The organism is Blastococcus haudaquaticus, from assembly GCF_900230285.1.
In the GTDB taxonomy this organism is placed as follows: Bacteria; Actinomycetota; Actinomycetes; order Mycobacteriales; family Geodermatophilaceae; genus Blastococcus_B; species Blastococcus_B haudaquaticus.
In genome coordinates this window covers 582,648-599,884 of record NZ_OCNK01000003.1, presented here as the reverse complement: position 1 = coordinate 599,884, position 17,237 = coordinate 582,648, and the positions used below count along the sequence as shown (strand labels likewise).

General features: G+C 73.1%; 13 protein-coding genes and 1 tRNA gene. 3 read left to right on the top strand and 11 right to left on the bottom strand.

Features of this window, described 5'->3' with window-relative positions:
• Positions 1-4: 4 nt before the first annotated feature.
• On the bottom strand, positions 5-4,453 hold the full coding sequence (locus tag CRP30_RS14315) for a PKD domain-containing protein (protein ID WP_235003409.1): 4,449 nt from the start codon (positions 4,451-4,453) through the stop codon (positions 5-7).
• 501 nt (positions 4,454-4,954) lie between these two features.
• Between CRP30_RS14315 and CRP30_RS14310 the strand changes: the two genes are divergently transcribed.
• Positions 4,955-5,722, top strand: a complete 768-nt coding sequence (locus CRP30_RS14310) for a CDP-alcohol phosphatidyltransferase family protein (protein ID WP_097184609.1) — start codon at positions 4,955-4,957, stop codon at positions 5,720-5,722.
• Between the two features lie 125 nt (positions 5,723-5,847).
• Here the strand turns inward: CRP30_RS14310 and CRP30_RS14305 are convergent, their stop codons facing one another.
• The 10 genes from CRP30_RS14305 to CRP30_RS14260 form a co-directional block, all read right to left on the bottom strand.
• Entirely contained in the window at positions 5,848-6,633 is a 786-nt protein-coding gene (locus CRP30_RS14305) for an acyltransferase (RefSeq protein WP_200814751.1), read from the bottom strand.
• An 83-nt stretch (positions 6,634-6,716) separates the two neighbouring features.
• Complete coding sequence (locus CRP30_RS14300) at positions 6,717-7,157, bottom strand: FAD synthase family protein (RefSeq protein WP_097184986.1); 441 nt, start codon at positions 7,155-7,157, stop codon at positions 6,717-6,719.
• A gap of 67 nt (positions 7,158-7,224) precedes the next feature.
• Complete coding sequence (locus tag CRP30_RS14295; RefSeq protein ID WP_097184608.1) at positions 7,225-7,932, bottom strand: hypothetical protein; 708 nt, start codon at positions 7,930-7,932, stop codon at positions 7,225-7,227.
• Positions 7,929-9,188, bottom strand: a complete 1,260-nt coding sequence (locus tag CRP30_RS14290) for a DUF1972 domain-containing protein (protein ID WP_235003408.1) — start codon at positions 9,186-9,188, stop codon at positions 7,929-7,931. The genes CRP30_RS14295 and CRP30_RS14290 overlap by 4 nt, the downstream gene beginning before the upstream one ends.
• 134 nt (positions 9,189-9,322) lie before the next feature.
• The gene (locus tag CRP30_RS14285; protein WP_235003407.1) at positions 9,323-10,837 is read right to left on the bottom strand and encodes a sugar transferase; all 1,515 of its coding nucleotides are present in this window, start codon (positions 10,835-10,837) and stop codon (positions 9,323-9,325) included.
• Positions 10,838-11,030: 193 nt separating this feature from the next.
• Complete coding sequence (gene pth / locus CRP30_RS14280; RefSeq protein WP_235003475.1) at positions 11,031-11,588, bottom strand: aminoacyl-tRNA hydrolase; 558 nt, start codon at positions 11,586-11,588, stop codon at positions 11,031-11,033.
• A 95-nt stretch (positions 11,589-11,683) separates the two neighbouring features.
• Positions 11,684-12,388, bottom strand: a complete 705-nt coding sequence (locus CRP30_RS14275) for a 50S ribosomal protein L25/general stress protein Ctc (protein WP_097184605.1) — start codon at positions 12,386-12,388, stop codon at positions 11,684-11,686.
• A gap of 325 nt (positions 12,389-12,713) precedes the next feature.
• Positions 12,714-13,694 (bottom strand): ribose-phosphate diphosphokinase, encoded by a 981-nt coding sequence (locus tag CRP30_RS14270; RefSeq protein ID WP_097184604.1) that lies wholly within the window; start codon positions 13,692-13,694, stop codon positions 12,714-12,716.
• A 14-nt stretch (positions 13,695-13,708) separates the two neighbouring features.
• Positions 13,709-15,214 (bottom strand): bifunctional UDP-N-acetylglucosamine diphosphorylase/glucosamine-1-phosphate N-acetyltransferase GlmU, encoded by a 1,506-nt coding sequence (glmU, locus tag CRP30_RS14265; protein WP_235003406.1) that lies wholly within the window; start codon positions 15,212-15,214, stop codon positions 13,709-13,711.
• Positions 15,215-15,242: 28 nt separating this feature from the next.
• Positions 15,243-15,315: transfer RNA gene (locus tag CRP30_RS14260), tRNA-Gln, on the bottom strand.
• A gap of 203 nt (positions 15,316-15,518) precedes the next feature.
• On the opposite strand from CRP30_RS14260, the gene CRP30_RS14255 reads away from it, so the two are divergent.
• A complete protein-coding gene (locus CRP30_RS14255; RefSeq protein WP_200814750.1) occupies positions 15,519-16,532 on the top strand; it encodes an acyl-CoA desaturase in 1,014 nt (337 codons plus the stop codon).
• A 56-nt stretch (positions 16,533-16,588) separates the two neighbouring features.
• Complete coding sequence (locus CRP30_RS14250) at positions 16,589-17,236, top strand: TetR/AcrR family transcriptional regulator (protein WP_235003405.1); 648 nt, start codon at positions 16,589-16,591, stop codon at positions 17,234-17,236.
• Position 17,237: the final 1 nt, after the last annotated feature.

Sequence of the window (17,237 nt, the reverse complement as noted above, 5' to 3'; positions counted from 1 at the left end):
CGTGTCAGTCTGCGACGGGTGCCGCGCTGAAGCGGGTAACCCGCACGGACACCGGCGTGGTGGCGCTCCCCGACAGGTACGCGGAGATGCCCACACCGCCCGGGGCCTGGAGCGAGGCGGTCTGGTCCGTACGCGTCAGCTGCGGAGCGGCCGGCTCCTGGGCGTCGGCGGACCAGACCGTGGCGGCCAGCTGCGTCGTACCCGTCCCGGAGACCTGGACCCGTACGTTCAGCGTCGCGCCCGGAACGTAGGTGAGACCCGGGACGACGACCTCGGTCCCGATGAGGACGTCGGTTGCCGTTCCCTCCTGCCGGGTGAACGCCAGGGCGACCGAGCCGTTGGCCAGCATGCGCAGCCGTGCGCGGTACTCCTGGTTGGTGCCGACGACCCGGCCGCGGACGTACACGTACGTGCCGGCACCCGTGGGCGCCGCTGACAGCGAGAAGCTCGTCCGCAGGTCGGTGCTCGTCTCCGAGACACCGCCCAGGTAGGACCCGGTGTTGTTGCCCGGGGCCTGGAGCGCCAGCGTGGCCGCTCCGGGCGCCACCGACTGGCGGGTGCCGCCGAACGTCACCGTCCACGGGCCCCCGACGTCCGCCGTGCCCAGGCCCCCGGTGACCGTGCGGTCGAAGGCGTCCGAGGCGAAGGGCGTGACACCCGGCTCCTCGGGCTCCTCGGGCTGGTTCGGCGCGGTGACCGTGACCGGGCGCTCGACGGAACCGGTGGCGCCGTCGTCGTCGGTGACGGTCAGGCGGACGGTGTACGTCCCGGCCGCGGCGTAGGGGTGCGTCGTCGTGGCACCGGTGCCGGTCGTGCCGTCACCGAAGTCCCACACGTGGCCGGCGACCGTGCCGTCCGGGTCCGTCGAGCCCGTCCCGTCGAACGATCCGGTGAGCCCGCTGGTCGTCGACACGAACGCCGCCGTCGGCGCGACGTTCGGCGTCGGGGCCGGGGCACCGACCGGCACGGCCGTCAGCCCGGTGACCCGGACGGCCAGCGGCGCGGTCGCGCTGCCGGACAGGTAGGCGGAGATGCCCACCCCGCCGGGCGCCTGGAGCGACGCGGTCGAGTCGGTACGGGTCACGGTCGGCGTCGCCGGCTCGCTGGTCCCGTCCGCCCACACCGTGGCCGCCAGCTCGGCGGTCCCGGTGCCGGAGACCTGCACCCGCACGTTCAGCGGGGTGCCGGGCACGTAGGTCAGGCCGGGGACGACGACCTCGCCGCCGATCAGCGTCTCCGTCGCGGTCCCCGTCTGGCGGGTGAAGGAGAGCGCCACCGCACCGGTTGCCAGCATGCGCAGCCGGGCCCGGTACTCCTGGTAGGTGCCGACCACGCGACCCCGCACGTAGACGTACGTCCCGGCCCCGGTCGGCGCGGCCGACAGGGAGAAGGTCGTGCGCACGTCGGCGCTGGTCTGCGACACGTCGCCCAGGTAGGAACCGGTGTTGTTCCCCGGCGCGGCCAGCTGCAGCGTCGCCGTGCCCGGGGAGACCGACTGGCGCGTCGGGCCGAAGGAGACGGTCCAGGGGCCGCCGACCTCGGCCGCCCCCAGGCCGCCGGACACGGTGCGCTGGAAGCTGTCGGACGCCAGCACCGTCGCGGTGACCGCCTGCACCGACTGCTCGGTGGTGTCGGTCGCCCCGTCGTCGTCGGTCACCCTGAGCTTCACCAGGTAGGTGCCGTCGGTCGCGTAGGTGTGGGCCGCCGTGGCGCCGGTGGCGGTCCGGCCGTCACCGAAGTCCCACGCGTAGGTGGCGACGGTGCCGTCGGCGTCGGTGGAGGACGTCGCGTCGAACGAGCCCTTCAGCCCGTTCATCGCCGCGGTGAACGCCGCCTCCGGCGCCTGGTTCGGCGGCGGCGCCGTCACGGTGACGTTCTGGGTCCGCGTCGCCGTGGCGCCCTTGTCGTCGGTCACCGTGAGCTTCACGGCGAAGGTGCCGGCCGCGGTGTAGGCGTGCCCGGTCTGCCGGCCGGTACCGGTCGTCCCGTCACCGAAGTCCCAGGCGTAGGCGCTCACGGTGCCGTCGGCGTCGGTGGACCCGGCGGCGTCGAAGGCAGCGGTGAGGTAGGTCGCCGTGGACGTGAAGGCCGCGGTCGGCGACAGGTTCGTCCCCTGCCCCGTCGTGCCCAGCGAGTAGTGGTTCAGCACGCGGTCGGCCGAGAGGGGCTCGGGGTACACGGCGGGCTCGTCGATGCGACCGTCGAACCAGGGCTGGATGTTGCCCCAGGCGCTGTCACCGCCGATGCGCCAGTAGCCGAGGTTGTTCTCCCCGTACCAGGTGTCGGCGCGGGAGCCGACCAGCTTCCCGTCGATGTACAGGGCCATGCCGCCCTTGCCCAGCGAGGCGACCACGTGGTGCCAGCGGCCGTCGTTGTAGCCCGGCGCGCCGGACACCGTGCGCTCGGCGCCGGGGTAGACCCCGAAGATCACGCGCCCCTGCAGGTCCATGTAGACGTGCCGGTCGTAGCTGGTGCTCGTGCCGGAGGTGCGGTTGCCGAAGCCGATGATCTTGCCGCCCTTGGTCGAGGTCGTCTGGAACCACGCCTCGACGCTGAAGGTGTTCGGCGCCCACACACCGGTCTTCGAGCTCGCCGCGAAGGAGGAGGACCGGCCGGTGAACTCGAAGCTGCTGTTCGGGTCACCCGTGATCGCACCCGGCCGGCCGCGGTTGACCCCGCTGCCGAGGGTCAGGTCGTTCCCGCCGATCCAGTCGCGGCTCCCACCGGTGGTGTCCGACAGCGGCCACAGGGACTCCGCCCCGTCCGAACGGACGGCCTCGGCGTAGGCGCGCGGCGCCGTCGTGCCGGCGGTCACCTCGACCGTCACCCAGGCCGTGTTGATGCGGTTCCCGGCCGGGTCGGAGGCGCTGACCCGGTAGGTGTGCGTGCCCGGGCCGGCCGTGGTGTCGACGAAGGCCAGCGACGGCCGGTCCCAGAACACCGACGGCTTGGTGACGGTGTGGATCGCCGTGCCGGTGGCCCCGTCGCGGTACACGCGGTAGGTCAGGTTCTGGTTGTCCTGGTCGGTCGCCGACGGCCAGCTCACGCGCACGGCCCCCGGCGCGATCGCCACGGCCGAGGCGGTGAACCCGTCAGCGCTCGGGGCGATCTTGTTCGGCGCGATGCTCGGCAGCGCGTACCGCACGAGACCCTGCTGGGGCTTGCCGTTGACGCGGGGGAACTCGCCGCCGTAGACGACGTACTGGGAGTTGCCGCTCACCGACCATCCGGCCTGCGCCGCACCGGTCACGGTCCCGGGGGTCATCGTCGGGAACCAGGGCAGCAGCGAGGGCGCCGGCTTCCCGGTGAAGTTGTTGTTGGCCACCGTCTCGTGCCCGACCCTGCCCGTCGCGACCAGGCTGGTCGCGGTGGCGTAGCGGTGGATCCGGGGGTTGTGCTCGGGGTACCCGTCGATGTTGCTGCACACGTGCGGGTGCCCGGCGATGTACAGGGCGCCGTTCATGGCGAAGTTGGAGTACGTGTCGCCGTGGCAGTCGTTCATCCACTCGAGGTTCCCGCCGTCGGCGGTGACCTTGAAGGAGCCCTCGACGTTGCCCGGCCCGTAGAAGTCGTAGCCCGTCCCGTACACGTACTGGCCGTCCGTGGACAGGCTGTAGATGGCCGAGTTGATGCCGTGGTTGGTGACCAGCTGGCTGATCGCGAACGGCCGGGTGGCGCCGGTCGTCGCGTCCAGTGCGCCGATGCCCGTGGCCCGCTGGCCGTTCAGGGTCCAGAAGCGGCCGGCGGCCACGACCTGCGACCCCCCGCCGGTGAGCACCAGGGCCATCACGTGGTCGCTGGTGTTCTTGTTGCCGTCGTCGTTGCCGTCGGTCGGCCCCACGCCGGTGACCGGCGCCCAGGGCAGCAGGGCGCCGTTGGCGGCCGAGACCGCCGCCAGGCGGGTGCGGGCCACGGACCCGACGGCGGAGAAGCCACCACCGAGGTACACGGTGCTGTCGGTCGCGGCGATGGCGCGGACCTGGCCCGCGACGCTGGGACGGAAGGTGTCGACGAGCTGACCGGTGGCGGTGCTGTAGGCCGCGACGCGGTTGCGCGCCTGGCCGTTCGCCTGCGTGAAGTCGCCACCCACGTAGATGCGCGAACCGTCGGGCGAGGCGGCGACGACCAGGGCCTGCGCGTTGAGGTTCGGCTGGAACGTGGTGTCGAGCTCACCGGTCCGGATGTCGTAGGCCAGGAGGTTGTTGCGCGGGACCTCGTTCGTCCCGGCTGCCGCCCCGGCCGGGCGGGCGGTGGAGAAGCTGCCGGCGACGTAGACCTTGTTGCCGACGACCACCTGCGACCAGGCCACGCCGTTGATCTGCGTGGTCGGGAGACCGTCGGCGGTGACCGTCACGGGCGTGGCGGGGTTCGCGGGATCCGCGGGGGCCGAGTCGGCGCGAGCCGACGCGGGTGCCAGGAGAGCCAGCGTGCCGGCGGTCAGCAGAAGGGCCACGAACCCCGCTGTGATCCGCTTCGACGCCATGGCAGGTCGAGCCGTCATTCTTTCCCCCACTCGCTCAGATCCCCGGGCACTCGCCGAGAAGCAGCGGATGGAGACTAAGCGTGACGATCATGAAGTCACCAGGGCGCGGACGTCACACGATCCGGTCATGACCTGCGGAGTTGCGCCGAGCAACCATTGTGCCGATCACTCCGCGTAGTGGCGCAATCGCGCTCGGATCAGATTTTGCGGGTTTTCGACCCCTGAGGCCCGTCCTGGAGGTCAAGAGGAACGCGCGCGCGAGGACGGGGGCGGACGACCGCCCCACGACCGCGTCGGCCCGAAGTCATCAGTTCGGGGCAGGCGCCCTCCCGCTCCCGGCCGTCCCGGGGGCCGATCCGGGCAAGATGGAACTCCGCGACGGCCCGTCGGCGACCGCCACCGGGCCCCGCTCGACCGACGGCCGTCCGCGCGCCCGCCGTCGATGCCGTGCCGACGCCCGAGGAGTACCGCATGACCGCCACGACCACCGCCCCACCGGTGCGACCGACCTTCTCGGCATCCGTGGCCCGGCTGCGCACCGTCGGCAAGTCCGACTACGGCATCCCGCTGTACTCGCGTCTGGTCAACCGGCCGCTCGGCCGTCAGTTCGCCGCCCTGGCGCACGTGGCCGGCATGACGCCGAACCAGGTGACGGCGATCAGCGCCCTGCTCACGTTCACGGCCATCGTCACCGTCGCCCTGGTGCCCCCGGGCCTGGCCATGGGACTCGGCGTCGCCCTCCTGCTCGCGCTGGGCTATGCCCTCGACTCCTCCGACGGTCAGCTCGCCCGGCTGCGCGGGGGCGGGACGCTCACCGGCGAGTGGCTCGACCACATGATCGACTGCGCCAAGAACTCGTCCATCCACCTCGCCGTCCTCGTCTCGCTGTACCGCTTCGGCGGGGACGTGGAGCCGGCTCTCCTGCTGCTGCCCGCGGCCTTCCAGGTGGTCGTGACGGTCCTGTTCTTCGGCAACATCCTCACCGAGCAGCTCCGCGGGGGCCCGCTCAAGGGGCGGACGGAGAAGCCGGGGCGCTCCGTCGTCCGCTCGGTCCTCGTGGCGCCCGCCGACTACGGCCTGCTGTGCGTGGCCTTCGCGCTGTTCGGCTTCCAGAGCCTCTTCCTCGGCGTCTACGCCGTGCTCCTGCTCGGCAACGTGGCCTACCTCGCCGGTGGGCTCGTGCGGTGGCGCGGGCAGCTGGCCGCGCTGGACGCCCAGCGGCTCGCCGCGACCGCCTGAGCACGCCCGACCGCTGACTCGTCAGGGGGCCCGCGCCGACGGCGCGGGCCCCCTGATCGTTTTCCGTCCCGGGGACCGGTCCGTGCCGCGGCTCGTACCGGGCGGCGACGTCGCCTTCCGCTCGCTCAGCCCTCGGGGCGGCGGCTGATCAGGCGGGCCGGCACGCCCCCGTACACGCCGTACGGCGCGTACTCCCCCGCCACGACGACGGCGCCGGCGGCGATGACGCAGCCGTCGCCGATGCGGGCGCCGTCGAGGACCGTCACGCGGGAGCCGATCCAGCACCCGTCGCCGACCTCGATGCCCTGGTGCGTGACGCCCTGGTCGCGGATCGGGACGTCCCGCCGGCTGAAGACGTGGTCCTCCGAGTGGAAGGAGACGTAGTTGCCGACGATCGTGTCGGCCCCGATGCGGACCCCGCCGGCGCAGCCGTAGAGGTTGTCGGTCCCCAGGCCCGTCCCGGGCCCCACGACGAGCCCGACGCCCAGGGTGGCGAGGCTCCCCGTGCACTCGATCCGGGTGTTCCTCCCGACCGAGACCCCGTCGCCCAGCCGGACGCCGTCCCGGGACGTCGCGTCGACGAGCGAGCCGTGCCCGAGGGTCACGCCGGAGCCCATGGCGAGCTGACGCTTCGACCGCAGGCGCACGCCGCGGCCGACGAAGGGCCTGGGCGATCGCAGGGGGAAGCGGACGACGCCGCGGGCGGCCATCACGCCGCGCTCGAGGACGACGGAGGCCAGATAGCCGGCCGCGATGCCCTCGTCGATGTCGAGCGGCCGCCCGCGCAGCCGGGTCGCCCGGTCCATGACCCACTGCCGCAACCGGGCGCGGGGATCACGGGCCGCGGGCACCGGTGCACCCGTGTAGCCGGCAGCGGCCGGCGTGGCGGGCAGGTCGAGGGACTGGTCCATCGTGGCGGGTCTCCCCCGTGAGGTCTCGGCCGTGTGGTCCCGGCCGTACGTCGAGGCGGCTGTCGCGCCTCCGGACGTCCCGATCAGCCGGCGGCCGACCCGCTCTCGGTCATGCGGGTCAGGGCGGCGCGCAGCAGCGTGCTCGAGGTGTGCTGGGTGTACGCGAAGTAGCGGACAGTGACGCCGCGAGCCGCGAACTCGGCCTCGAGGGCGTTCCACTTGTCGGTGCCCTTCCAGTCGTCGCCCACGAAGACCGCGTCGAAACCGATCTTCTCCCACGCCTCGAGCTTGTCCATGCTCGTCTGGGGGACGACGTCGTCGACGTAGCGGATGGCGCGGACGATGTCCATGCGCTCCTCGAACGGGACGACCGGCGTCTTGCCCTTGGCGGCCAGGGACAGCTCGTCGGTCGTCACGCCCACGACGAGGTGATCGCAGGCCAGCCGGGCACGGCGGAGCACGTTGAGGTGCCCGATGTGGAACATGTCGTAGACACCGGTGGTGTAGCCGACGACGCCTGTCATCTCGGACCCTCGCTGTTCGGGGAGCGGCCGGCGCGGGCGGGCGGCCTGGGGACGGCTCGACGGCATGTCACACAGCTCCGGTGAAGACCATGACGGCGGCGCCGGGGCGCACCCCGACCTCGACCCGGATGTCGTCCCGGTCGTCGGCCGGGACCCGGAGGACGTAGACGCCCTCGGCCGCGTCCCCCGGCGGGAGGTCCCCGGCGAACGGCGACTGGGACCGGTCCTCCAGGGGCGACGCCGGGGTGCGGTCCGCGCCGTGGAAGACGCTGACGGCGACGCCGGAGAGCGCGAGATCGGCGTCGGTGCCGTTGACCAGCCGGACGGTGATGCGCAGAGCCGGCCCGTTGATGTTGCCCGGCCCCTGCGCCGACCCGTCGATCTCCTCGACGAGGGCGAGCGAGCCGGTGACGCCGTCGACGTCGTCCCCGGCGTCCAGCGCGACGGGCGGACGCTGCGGCGGGGGCTCGTTGCCGTCGACCGGCACCGCCTGGGCGGAGCCGGCGGGCGCCGACGGCTCCGCGCCGGGCGTCGTCGGCGCGCTCGCCGAGGGCGAGGAGGCGCCGGACGACGTGGTCGCCGACGGCGTCGACGAGGCGGCACCGTCGCCGGCCGCGTCGTCCCGCCCGCTCAGGACGACGACCAGCACCACGAGTGCCACGGCGACGACCGCCGCGACGACTGCGAGGACCAGTCTCCGCCGTCGGGAGGGGACGACCGCGGGGCCGTCGACCGGCTCGGCCGGCCGGGAGGAGTGGTCGGATGTCGTTGTCATTGCGGCACCTTCGGCGTCCATGCGTGGGTCGGGCGGACGAGGAACTGGGGACTGCGGTCCTGCTGGGACGGCAGCGCGAGCTGCAGCGGGCTCTCGTCGGGAGCGCTCTGCTCGCGGGCCGGCGACCTCCTGCCGGAGGGGCGGACGGGCGAGAACCGTCGCTCGGCGAGGCATCGCGCGAGCTCCTCGTAGCCGACGGCGACGACGTCCCAGTCGTAGCGCGTGGCCAGCTGGCGGGACCGCGCGGCGGCGGCGGCGGTGCGGACGGGATCGGCCTCGGCCGCTTCGACAGCACCGCGCACCTCGTCCGCGGACGAGAAGTACCGCCCCGCGTCGCGCAGGACCTCGCGGTTGAAGTCGACGTCGTACGCGATCACGGCGGTGCCCGCACCGATCGCCCGCAGCAGCGACGGGTTGGTCCCGCCGACCGAGTGGCCGTGCAGGTAGGAGTACGAGTGGGCGTAGAGCTGATCGAGCTGCGTCTGGTCCCACACCCCGCCGAGGAACCGGACCCGGTCGTCGGCCAGCTCGTGCACCCGGGCGGTGTAGGCGTCGGAGTACGGGGCCGAGCCCACCACGACGAGGGGCAGGGTCGCGCCGCTGCGCCGGTAGCCGTCGACGATGACGTCCACGTGGTTCTCCGGCTCGAACCGGGCCACCACGAGGTGGTAGCCGCGGCTGTCGAGCCCGAGCTCGGCGAGCCGGTCCTCCCCGGGTGCGATGAGCGGCGCCCCGTAGGTCAGCAGGGAGGTGGGCGCGTCGAACTCCGAGCGGTAGTAGTCGGCGATCCCCTGGGCGTCGGCGATCAGCACGTCCGACCAGCGGACGGCCAGCGACTCCGCCATCCGGTAGTACCGGCGTCCGGCCTTCCCCCACTTGGCGCGCTTCCACTCCAGGCCGTCGACGTGCGTGGCGACGGGCACGCCCATGGCGCGGACGGCCGGCAGGAGGGGCGCGTTGGCGGCGTTGAAGACGAAGGCGGCGTCGGTGCGGTGCCGGAGCAGGTGCCCGACGGAGAGCGCCGAGTGGCTGAGGGTCTCCAGCGACCGTTTGCGGGCCGCCGGGAGGTGGACCAGCTCCATGCCGAGGTAGGTCTCCGGCCGGGCCTCGTCTCCGGGGGTGGTGCGGCAGTAGACGACCACGCGGTGACCGCGGTCGGCCAGGCGCTTGCCGACCTCCTCGACGGCGGTCTCGAAGCCGCCGTAGCGCGCGGGGACACCGCGTGTCCCGATCATCGCGATGCTCAGCGCGTCCACGTGAGGTCCGTTCGATTCAGGAGGAGGGCCAGGCACGGCCTTCCTGCGATGTCAACCCATCGGCTGACGGTAGGACGGAAGATCACCGCACCGCTGCCCCCTCTAACCCTGCGGGGTGACGCGGGGACTCAGCGTCAGTAGGCGCCGGAACGGCTCAGGACGGCTCGAGCGGTCTTGGCGATGATGAGCAGGTCGGTGGCCAGGGACCAGTTCTCGACGTACCGGAGGTCGAGGCGCACGGCCTCCTCCCACGGGAGGTCGCTGCGGCCGGAGACCTGCCACAGCCCGGTGAGCCCGGGCTTGACGAGGAGGCGTCGGCTCACCGAGGAGTCGTAGCGGGCGACCTCGACCGGCAGCGGCGGACGCGGACCGACCAGGGACATCGAGCCGCCGAGGACGTTGAGCAGCTGCGGGAGCTCGTCGAGGGAGAGGCGGCGCAGCCACCGGCCGACCGTGGTGACGCGAGGGTCCTCCCGCATCTTGAACAGGAGCCCGTCGGAGATGTTCGCGCCTTGCAGCGAGTCGACCTGCTGGTCGGCGTCCACGACCATGCTGCGGAACTTGAGCATCGTGAACGAGCGCCCGTTCAGGCCGACGCGCTCCTGCCGGTAGAGCACCGGCCCCGGGCTGGTGGCGGCGACGGCGAGGCCGATGGCGAGCAGCGCCGGCGACAGGGCGAGCAGCCCCGCCGCGGCGACGAGGCGGTCCATCCCGCCCTTCACCAGGCGGCGCCAGCCCTCGAAGCGGGGCTGCTCGACGGAGAGGAGCGGGAGGCCTTCGAAGGGCCGGATGTGCAGCCGTGGTCCGGCGACCTCGATCAGGCCGGGGGCGACGAGCAGCTCGACACCGGTGCCCTCGAGCTGCCAGGACAGCTGCCGCAGGTACTGCGCCGCGGTCTCGCTGGCCGAGGTGACGGCGATCGTGTCGGCGCCCAGCCGGGCGGCCATGTCCACCACGTCGTCGAGGCCGCCGACGGGCACCCCGGCCACATCGGTCACGCGGGTCCGGTCGGCAGGGGTGACGCAGAAGCCGACGACGTCGAGTCCTGCGTAGTGCTCACGGCGCACGCGGGCAGCCAACTCGAGAACCGCACCGCCCCGGCCGACGACGACGACCTTCCGGGTGCAGTGGCCCCGAGCCCGCAACCGCCGGAGCTGGCACCGTGCGGCGTACCGGCCGAGCAGGGTCACGATCGCCAGGGTGGGCACGGCGACGACGACCAGCGCGCGGCTCAGGTCGAGCGCCGCGGCGTAGGAGATGAACCCGGCGAAGGCCAGGAGGAGGAAGCCGGCTCGCCCGACCCGGCGGTACTCGTCGCTGCCGGTGCCGAACACCCGCTCCGAGTACGCGCCGACGGCGAGCAGCACCAGGGGCCACGCGGCGACGAGGCCGACCGAGCCCCAGAACGAGGAGCTGGCGAGGTGGACCTCCTCGGTCCGGGTGAGGAGGACGCCGGCTCCCGCGGCCGCAGCGGCGACGGTCTCGAAGACGGCGAGACCGACGGCGTAGCGGCGGACCCACGGCGCGGTGCGCCGGCCCACGGAGCGAGCGGGCCGCGGCAGCAACCCGGTGGGGGGCTCGCCCGAGCCCGACCGAGGGATCGGCAGGCGCTCCAGACCGCCCTGCAGCCCGGCAGAGTCCAGCAGCACGATGCCCCCCGTTGACGCTGTGTAATCGACCAGCGGCAACTCGGCGGGATTTCCCGCCTGGATCTGCGGCTTTCGCCCGACGAGACTGGTCGACGTCCGACACACCATCACAGTGCGTCACAGACAGCGTCAACGGCAGGACCGGGTTATCACCCTTTGGGGAGGGGGCGGGCGGCGGTCGCGCCGGGTGCGCTCAGGTACGCGGGTGGACCACGTTCTGCGCGGCCTCGAGCCCCCGCACGAGGAGCTCCTCGGCGGCGTCCGCGGCCTCGGCGACGAGGAGGTCCAGCTCCTTGCGCTCGACGGCGGAGAAGTCCTTGAGGACGAAGTCCGCCGGGTCCTGCCGGCCGGGCGGACGGCCGATCCCGACCCGCACCCGGAGATAGTCCTTGGTGCCGGTCGAGCGGGAGATGGAGCGCAGGCCGTTGTGCCCGCCCTCGCCGCCGCCACGCTTGAGCCGGACGGTCGCGAACGGGAGGTCGAGTTCGTCGTGCACGACGACGAGGTCCTCGACAGGGAGGTGGTGGTAGTCCAGCAGGCCGCGGACGGGGCTGCCCGACTCGTTCATGTAGGTCAGCGGCCGGGCCAGGACGACCCGCCGGCCGGCCAGGCGCCCCTCCCCCGCCACGGCACGCGCGCGGGCCCCCTTGCCGGCCGAGAGCCGGATGCCGGCACGCGCGGCCAGCTCCTCCAGCACCATGACGCCGACGTTGTGCCGGTTGCCCGCGTAGCCGGGACCGGGGTTCCCCAGGCCGACGACGAGGAAGGGCCCTTCGGAGACGCGCGAGACGGGGGCGCCGGCAGTGCCGGCGCCCCCGCGGGTCGTGCTCTCGGTCAGCGCGTCCCTCAGCTGTTCTCGGTGGACTCGATCGACTCGCCGCTGCCCTGGTCCTGCGGCTCCGGGACGACGTCGCCCTCGCCGGCGCCCTCGGCAGCCTCGTCGGACTCCTCGCGCTCGATGCCGGCCTCGGCTTCGGCTTCCTCCAGCTCGGCCTCGAGGGCCTCGGCGGACGGGGCGCCCATGAGGTTGACGACGAGCGCCTCGGCGTCGGTGAGCAGCGTGGCGCCACTCGGCAGGGGCAGGTCGGCGACGGTGAAGCCCTCCCCGACCCCACGGCCGGTGACGTCGACCTCGATCGACTCGGGGATGTTCGTGGCAGCCACCTGCACCGAGACGGTGTTCAGCTCGATGCTGACCAGGACGTCGGGGGTGGTGTCACCGATGACGACGATCGGCACGTCGACGGTGACCTTCTCGCCGCGGCGCACGATGACCAGATCCACGTGCTCGTGGATGCGCCGGATCGGGTCGCGCTGCACGGCCTTGGTCAGGGCCAGCTGGTCCTTGCCGTCGATGACGACGGTCAGGAGGGCGTTCGAGCCGCCGTTGCGCAGGGCCGCGGCGAACTCGCGGGCGGGCAGCGACAGGTGGACGACGTCCTGGCCGTGCCCGTACAGGACGGCGGGGACGCGACCGGCGCGGCGGGTGCGACGAGCACTGCCCTTGCCGAACTCGGTGCGGATCTCGGCTTCGAGGCGGAAGTCAGCCACGGTGATGTGCTCCTCAGGAGGTGGATCGGGTCTGCGGGCCGGCGCACGAGCGCGGGCACACCGTCAGGGGCTTCGACCACCGGGGCATGCACGTCGATCACGGAGCAGAAGCTCCCTCGCCGGGCAACGCGAGCAAGACTACGCGACCGGACCGAGGGTCGTCCTGAGCGGGGGCCCGGAGGGTCCCCCGAAGGACGACGGGCAAGCAACCCGGCGAAGCGGTCCTGAGGAGCGGGAGCCCGGAGGGTCCCCCGAGTCAGGACGAGAAGGGCTCAAGGCAGGCCGGGACGGCACTTGGTGGCGGTGTCGTCCGGAGGACGACAGATCAACTGGCGCCGTCGAAGAGGCTCGTGACCGAGCCGTCCTCGAAGACCTCCTTGATGGCCCGCGCGAGCAGCGGGGCGATCGAGAGGACGGTGAGCTTGTCGAAGTGCCGCTCGGGCTCGATGGGCAGCGTGTTGGTCACGATGACCTCGCTGACCTTGCTGTTCTTCAGCCGGTCGACGGCCGGTCCGGAGAGGACGCCGTGGGTGGCGGTGACGATCACGTCGGCGGCACCGGCCTCGAACAGGGTCTCGGCGGCCTTCACGATCGTGCCGCCGGTGTCGATCATGTCGTCGACGAGGATGCAGACGCGCCCGGCGACGTCGCCGACGACGCGGTTGGCCTTGACCTCGTTGGGCTTCAGCGGGTCGCGGGTCTTGTGGATGAACGCCAGCGGGACGCCGCCGAGCTTGTCGGTCCAGCGCTCGGCCACGCGGACCCGGCCCGAGTCGGGCGAGACGACGGTGATGTCGCGGTCGCCCCAGCGCTCGCAGACGTGCGCGACCAAGAGGTCCAGGGCGAAGAGGTGGTCGACCGGGCCGTCGAAGAAGCCCTGGATCTGGGCGGTGTGCAGGTCGACGGTCATCAGCCGGTCGGCGCCGGCGGTCTTGAACATGTCGGCGACCAGGCGGGCGGAGATCGGCTCGCGGCCGCGGTGCTTCTTGTCCTGACGCGCGTAGGGGAAGAACGGCGCCACGACGGTGATCCGCTTGGCCGAGGCGCGCTTGAGCGCGTCGACCATGATCAGCTGCTCCATGAGCCAGGTGTTGATCGGTGCCGTGTGGCTCTGGACGACGAAGGCGTCGCAGCCCCGGACGGACTCCTCGAACCGGACGAAGAGCTCGCCGTTCGCGAACTCGTACGACGCCGTGGGCGTCGGGGTCACACCCAGGTGCCCGGCGATCTCCGTCGTCAGCTCGGGGTAGGCCCGCCCGGAGAAGAGCATCAGGCTCTTGCTGTTCGCCTGCCGGATCGCGCTCATCGGCGTGTAAGTCCCTACTGGTCGGTGTCCGCCCCGGAGGCGTCGGCCCGGCCTCCGGAAAGCGCCTCCGCCCGGCTCTCCGCCGCTTCCGCGGCGTCGGCCGCGGGCGTTCCTGGGCGGCGGCGGCGCACCCAGCCTCCCACATTCCGCTGGGGGGCCCGCGCGACGGCCATGGCCCCCGGGGGGACGTCGGAGGTGATGACCGAACCGGCCGCCGTGTAGGCGCCGTCCCCGACGGTGACGGGCGCCACGAGCATGGTGTCCGAGCCGATGCGGACCTGGTCGCCGACGGTGGTGTGGTGCTTGGCCACCCCGTCGTAGTTGACGAAGACGGTCGCCGCACCGATGTTGGCGCCGCGGCCGATGGTGGCGTCACCCACGTAGGACAGGTGCGGCACCTTCGAGTCCTCACCGACCTCGACGTTCTTCGTCTCGACGAAGGCGCCCACCTTGGCGCCCCGCGCCAGCCGCGTGCCCGGGCGGAGGTAGCTGAACGGCCCTACCGTGGCCTCCGGGCCGACCTCGGCGCCCAGGCAGTGCGACCGGACCACCGACGCGCCGGCTGCGACCGAGCAGTCGACGAGGGTGCTGTCGGGGCCCACGACCGCGGCGGGGCCCACCGTGGTCGTCCCCCGCAGCTGGGTACCGGGCTCGAGGAGGGCGTCCTCGCCGACCGTGCAGGTGACGTCGACCCAGGTGGTCTGCGGGTCGACCACGGTGACCCCGCCGCGCATGAGCTCGTCGAGGACCCGGTCGTTGAGGGTGCGCCGGCGGGCGGCGAGTTCCGCGCGGTCGTTGCAGCCGAGGACGTCGTCGGGGTCGTCTGCCCGGACCGCGGCCGTCGGAGCGCCACCGGCGACGAGCGGTGCGAGCGCGTCGGTGAGGTACTGCTCGCCCTGCGCGTTCGACGTCCCGAGGCCGGCCAGGACCCGGCGCAGCGTGGCCGCGTTCGCGACGTAGACGCCGGCGTTGACCTCGCGGATGGCGCGCTGCGCGTCGCTGGCGTCCCGCTCCTCGACGATGGCCACGGGGGCACCCCGCTCGTCCCGGATGATGCGGCCCAGGCCGGTCGGGTCGTCGACCTCGGCGGTGAGGACGGTGAAGACGCTGCCGGCGGCGGCGTGGGCGGCCACCAGCGTGCCGAGCGTCCGGGTGGTCAGCAGGGGCGAGTCCCCGTTGACGACCAGGACGGCGCCCTCGAGCTCGGGCACCGCCGCGAGCGCGACGCCGGCCGCGTGCCCGGAGCCGAGCTGCTGCTCCTGCACCACCGCCAGCGCGTCGGGGGCGACGTCGGCGAGGTGGGCCTCGACCTGGTCCCGCCCCGAGCCGACGACGACGACCGTCGTCGCCGCCCCGAGCGGTTCCGCCGCGGCGAGGACATGGCCCAGGAGGCTGCGCCCGCCCAGCGCGTGCAGGACCTTGGGGGTCGACGACCGCATCCGGGTCCCCTGCCCCGCGGCGAGGACGACGACGGCGGCGACCGCCGGTGCTGCATCGACGGACGTCTCCTGCGCGATCACGGATCTCCTCAGACGGACGGCATGTGCGCTGGGGGACTCGGACTCGAACCGAGACTGCACGGCTCCAAAGGCCGGCGGGCTGCCGATTACCCCATCCCCCACCCGCGGCGCGGTCCCGCCCGGCCACGGGGGTGCCGCCGGGGCACCCGGGGCGAGCCTAGGGCCGCCCGGCTCTGCGGGCACCCACCGGTCGCGGAGGTCGAGTCGCCGGGCTCCCTACGCTGCCGTAGGTTACGGGCACGTAGCCATGGCGCTGGATGGTCCTCGACCCCGCGCGAGGCCCAGACACCGCTCAGGAGTTCATTTGTCCGCTCCCGTTCTCACCCGGCCCACGGCACCTCCCCTCGCCGATCCCCACGCCGGGTTGCCCGCCAACGCCATCGGCAGGCGGAAGAGCACGCTCGAGATCATCACGCTCTACGTGATCGTGCTGGTCCCGTTCCTCGCCCTCGGCGCCATCGTCCCCGCCGTCTGGGGATGGGGCCTGTCCTGGCTCGACGTCGGTCTGGCCGTGGGCTTCTACTACCTGACCCTCCTCGGCGTGACCGTCGGCTACCACCGGCACTTCACGCACGGGTCGTTCAAGGCGAAGCGGCCGCTGCGGCTGGCGCTGGCGGCCGCCGGGTCGATGGCCATCCAGGGACCGGTCATCCAGTGGGTGGCCGACCACCGGCGCCACCACGCCTTCTCCGACCGCGCCGGGGACCCCCACTCGCCGTGGCGCTACGGCACCGACCTGCGGTCGCTGCTCAAGGGCATGTTCCACGCGCACCTGGGCTGGCTGTTCGACCGGCGCAAGACCAACCAGGAGCGCTACGCCCCCGACCTGCTCAAGGACGGCGCCCTGGTCACCACCAGCAAGCTGTTCGTGGTGTGGGCCTTCGTCAGCCTCGCCGCCCCCGCGCTCATCGGCGGCCTGGTGACCGGCTCCTGGGCCGGTGCCTGGTCGGCGTTCTTCTGGGCCGGGCTGGTCCGCGTCGCCCTGCTGCACCACGTGACGTGGTCGATCAACTCCGTCTGCCACGTCGTCGGCAACCGGCCCTTCGTCTCCCCCGGCCGCGACCGGGCGACGAACTTCTGGCCGCTGGCGATCCTGAGCGCCGGCGAGTCGTGGCACAACCTGCACCACGCCGACCCGACCTGCGCCCGCCACGGCGTGCTCCGCGGGCAGATCGACATCAGCGCCCGGGTCATCTGGGTGTTCGAGAAGCTCGGCTGGGCGAGCGGCGTCAAGTGGCCCGACCCGGTCCGCCTCGCCGCCAAGCGCCGTGACGCCGTGGAGACGCGGGCCGCGGCGCCCGCGCCGGCGTCGGCCTGAGCCCCTCGCGCGCCGGGGGCACTGCGCGGGAGGGCGCCCCGGGCACTATGGCGCCCATGACCAGCAGCCCCCCGCGCCCCCGGGTCCGCATGACCGGGGAGCAGCGTCGCCGGCAGCTGCTCGACATCGGGCGGGAGCTGTTCGCCCAGCGCGGCTTCGAGGCGACGTCGGTGGAGGAACTCGCCGCCCGCGCCGACGTGAGCAAGCCGGTCGTCTACGAGCACTTCGGCGGCAAGGAGGGGCTCTACCAAGCGGTCGTCGACCGCGAGATGCAGGCGCTCCTCGACCGCTTCACGTCCGCCCTGGCGACGCCCGGGCCGCCGCGCGAGATGCTGGAGAGCGCTGCGCTGGTCCTCCTGGACTACATCGAGGAGGAGACGGACGGCTTCCGGGTGCTGACCCGCGACGCGCCCGGCAGCGGCGGCGGCGCGTCGTTCTCCTCCCTGATCGGGGAGGTGGCCCGGAAGGTCGAGCACATCCTCGGCCGCGAGTTCGGCGACCGCGGGTTCGACTCCCGGCTGGCGCAGCTGTACAGCCAGGCGCTGGTCGGCATGGTCGCCCTCGTCGGGCAGTGGTGGCTGGACAACCGGACGATCGACAAGCGCCGGGTCGCCGCGCACCTGGTCAACCTGTCCTACAACGGCCTGGCCCACCTCGAGCAGCACCCGCACCTCGGCCGCGAGGCGCCGCCGACCGCGGGCTGAG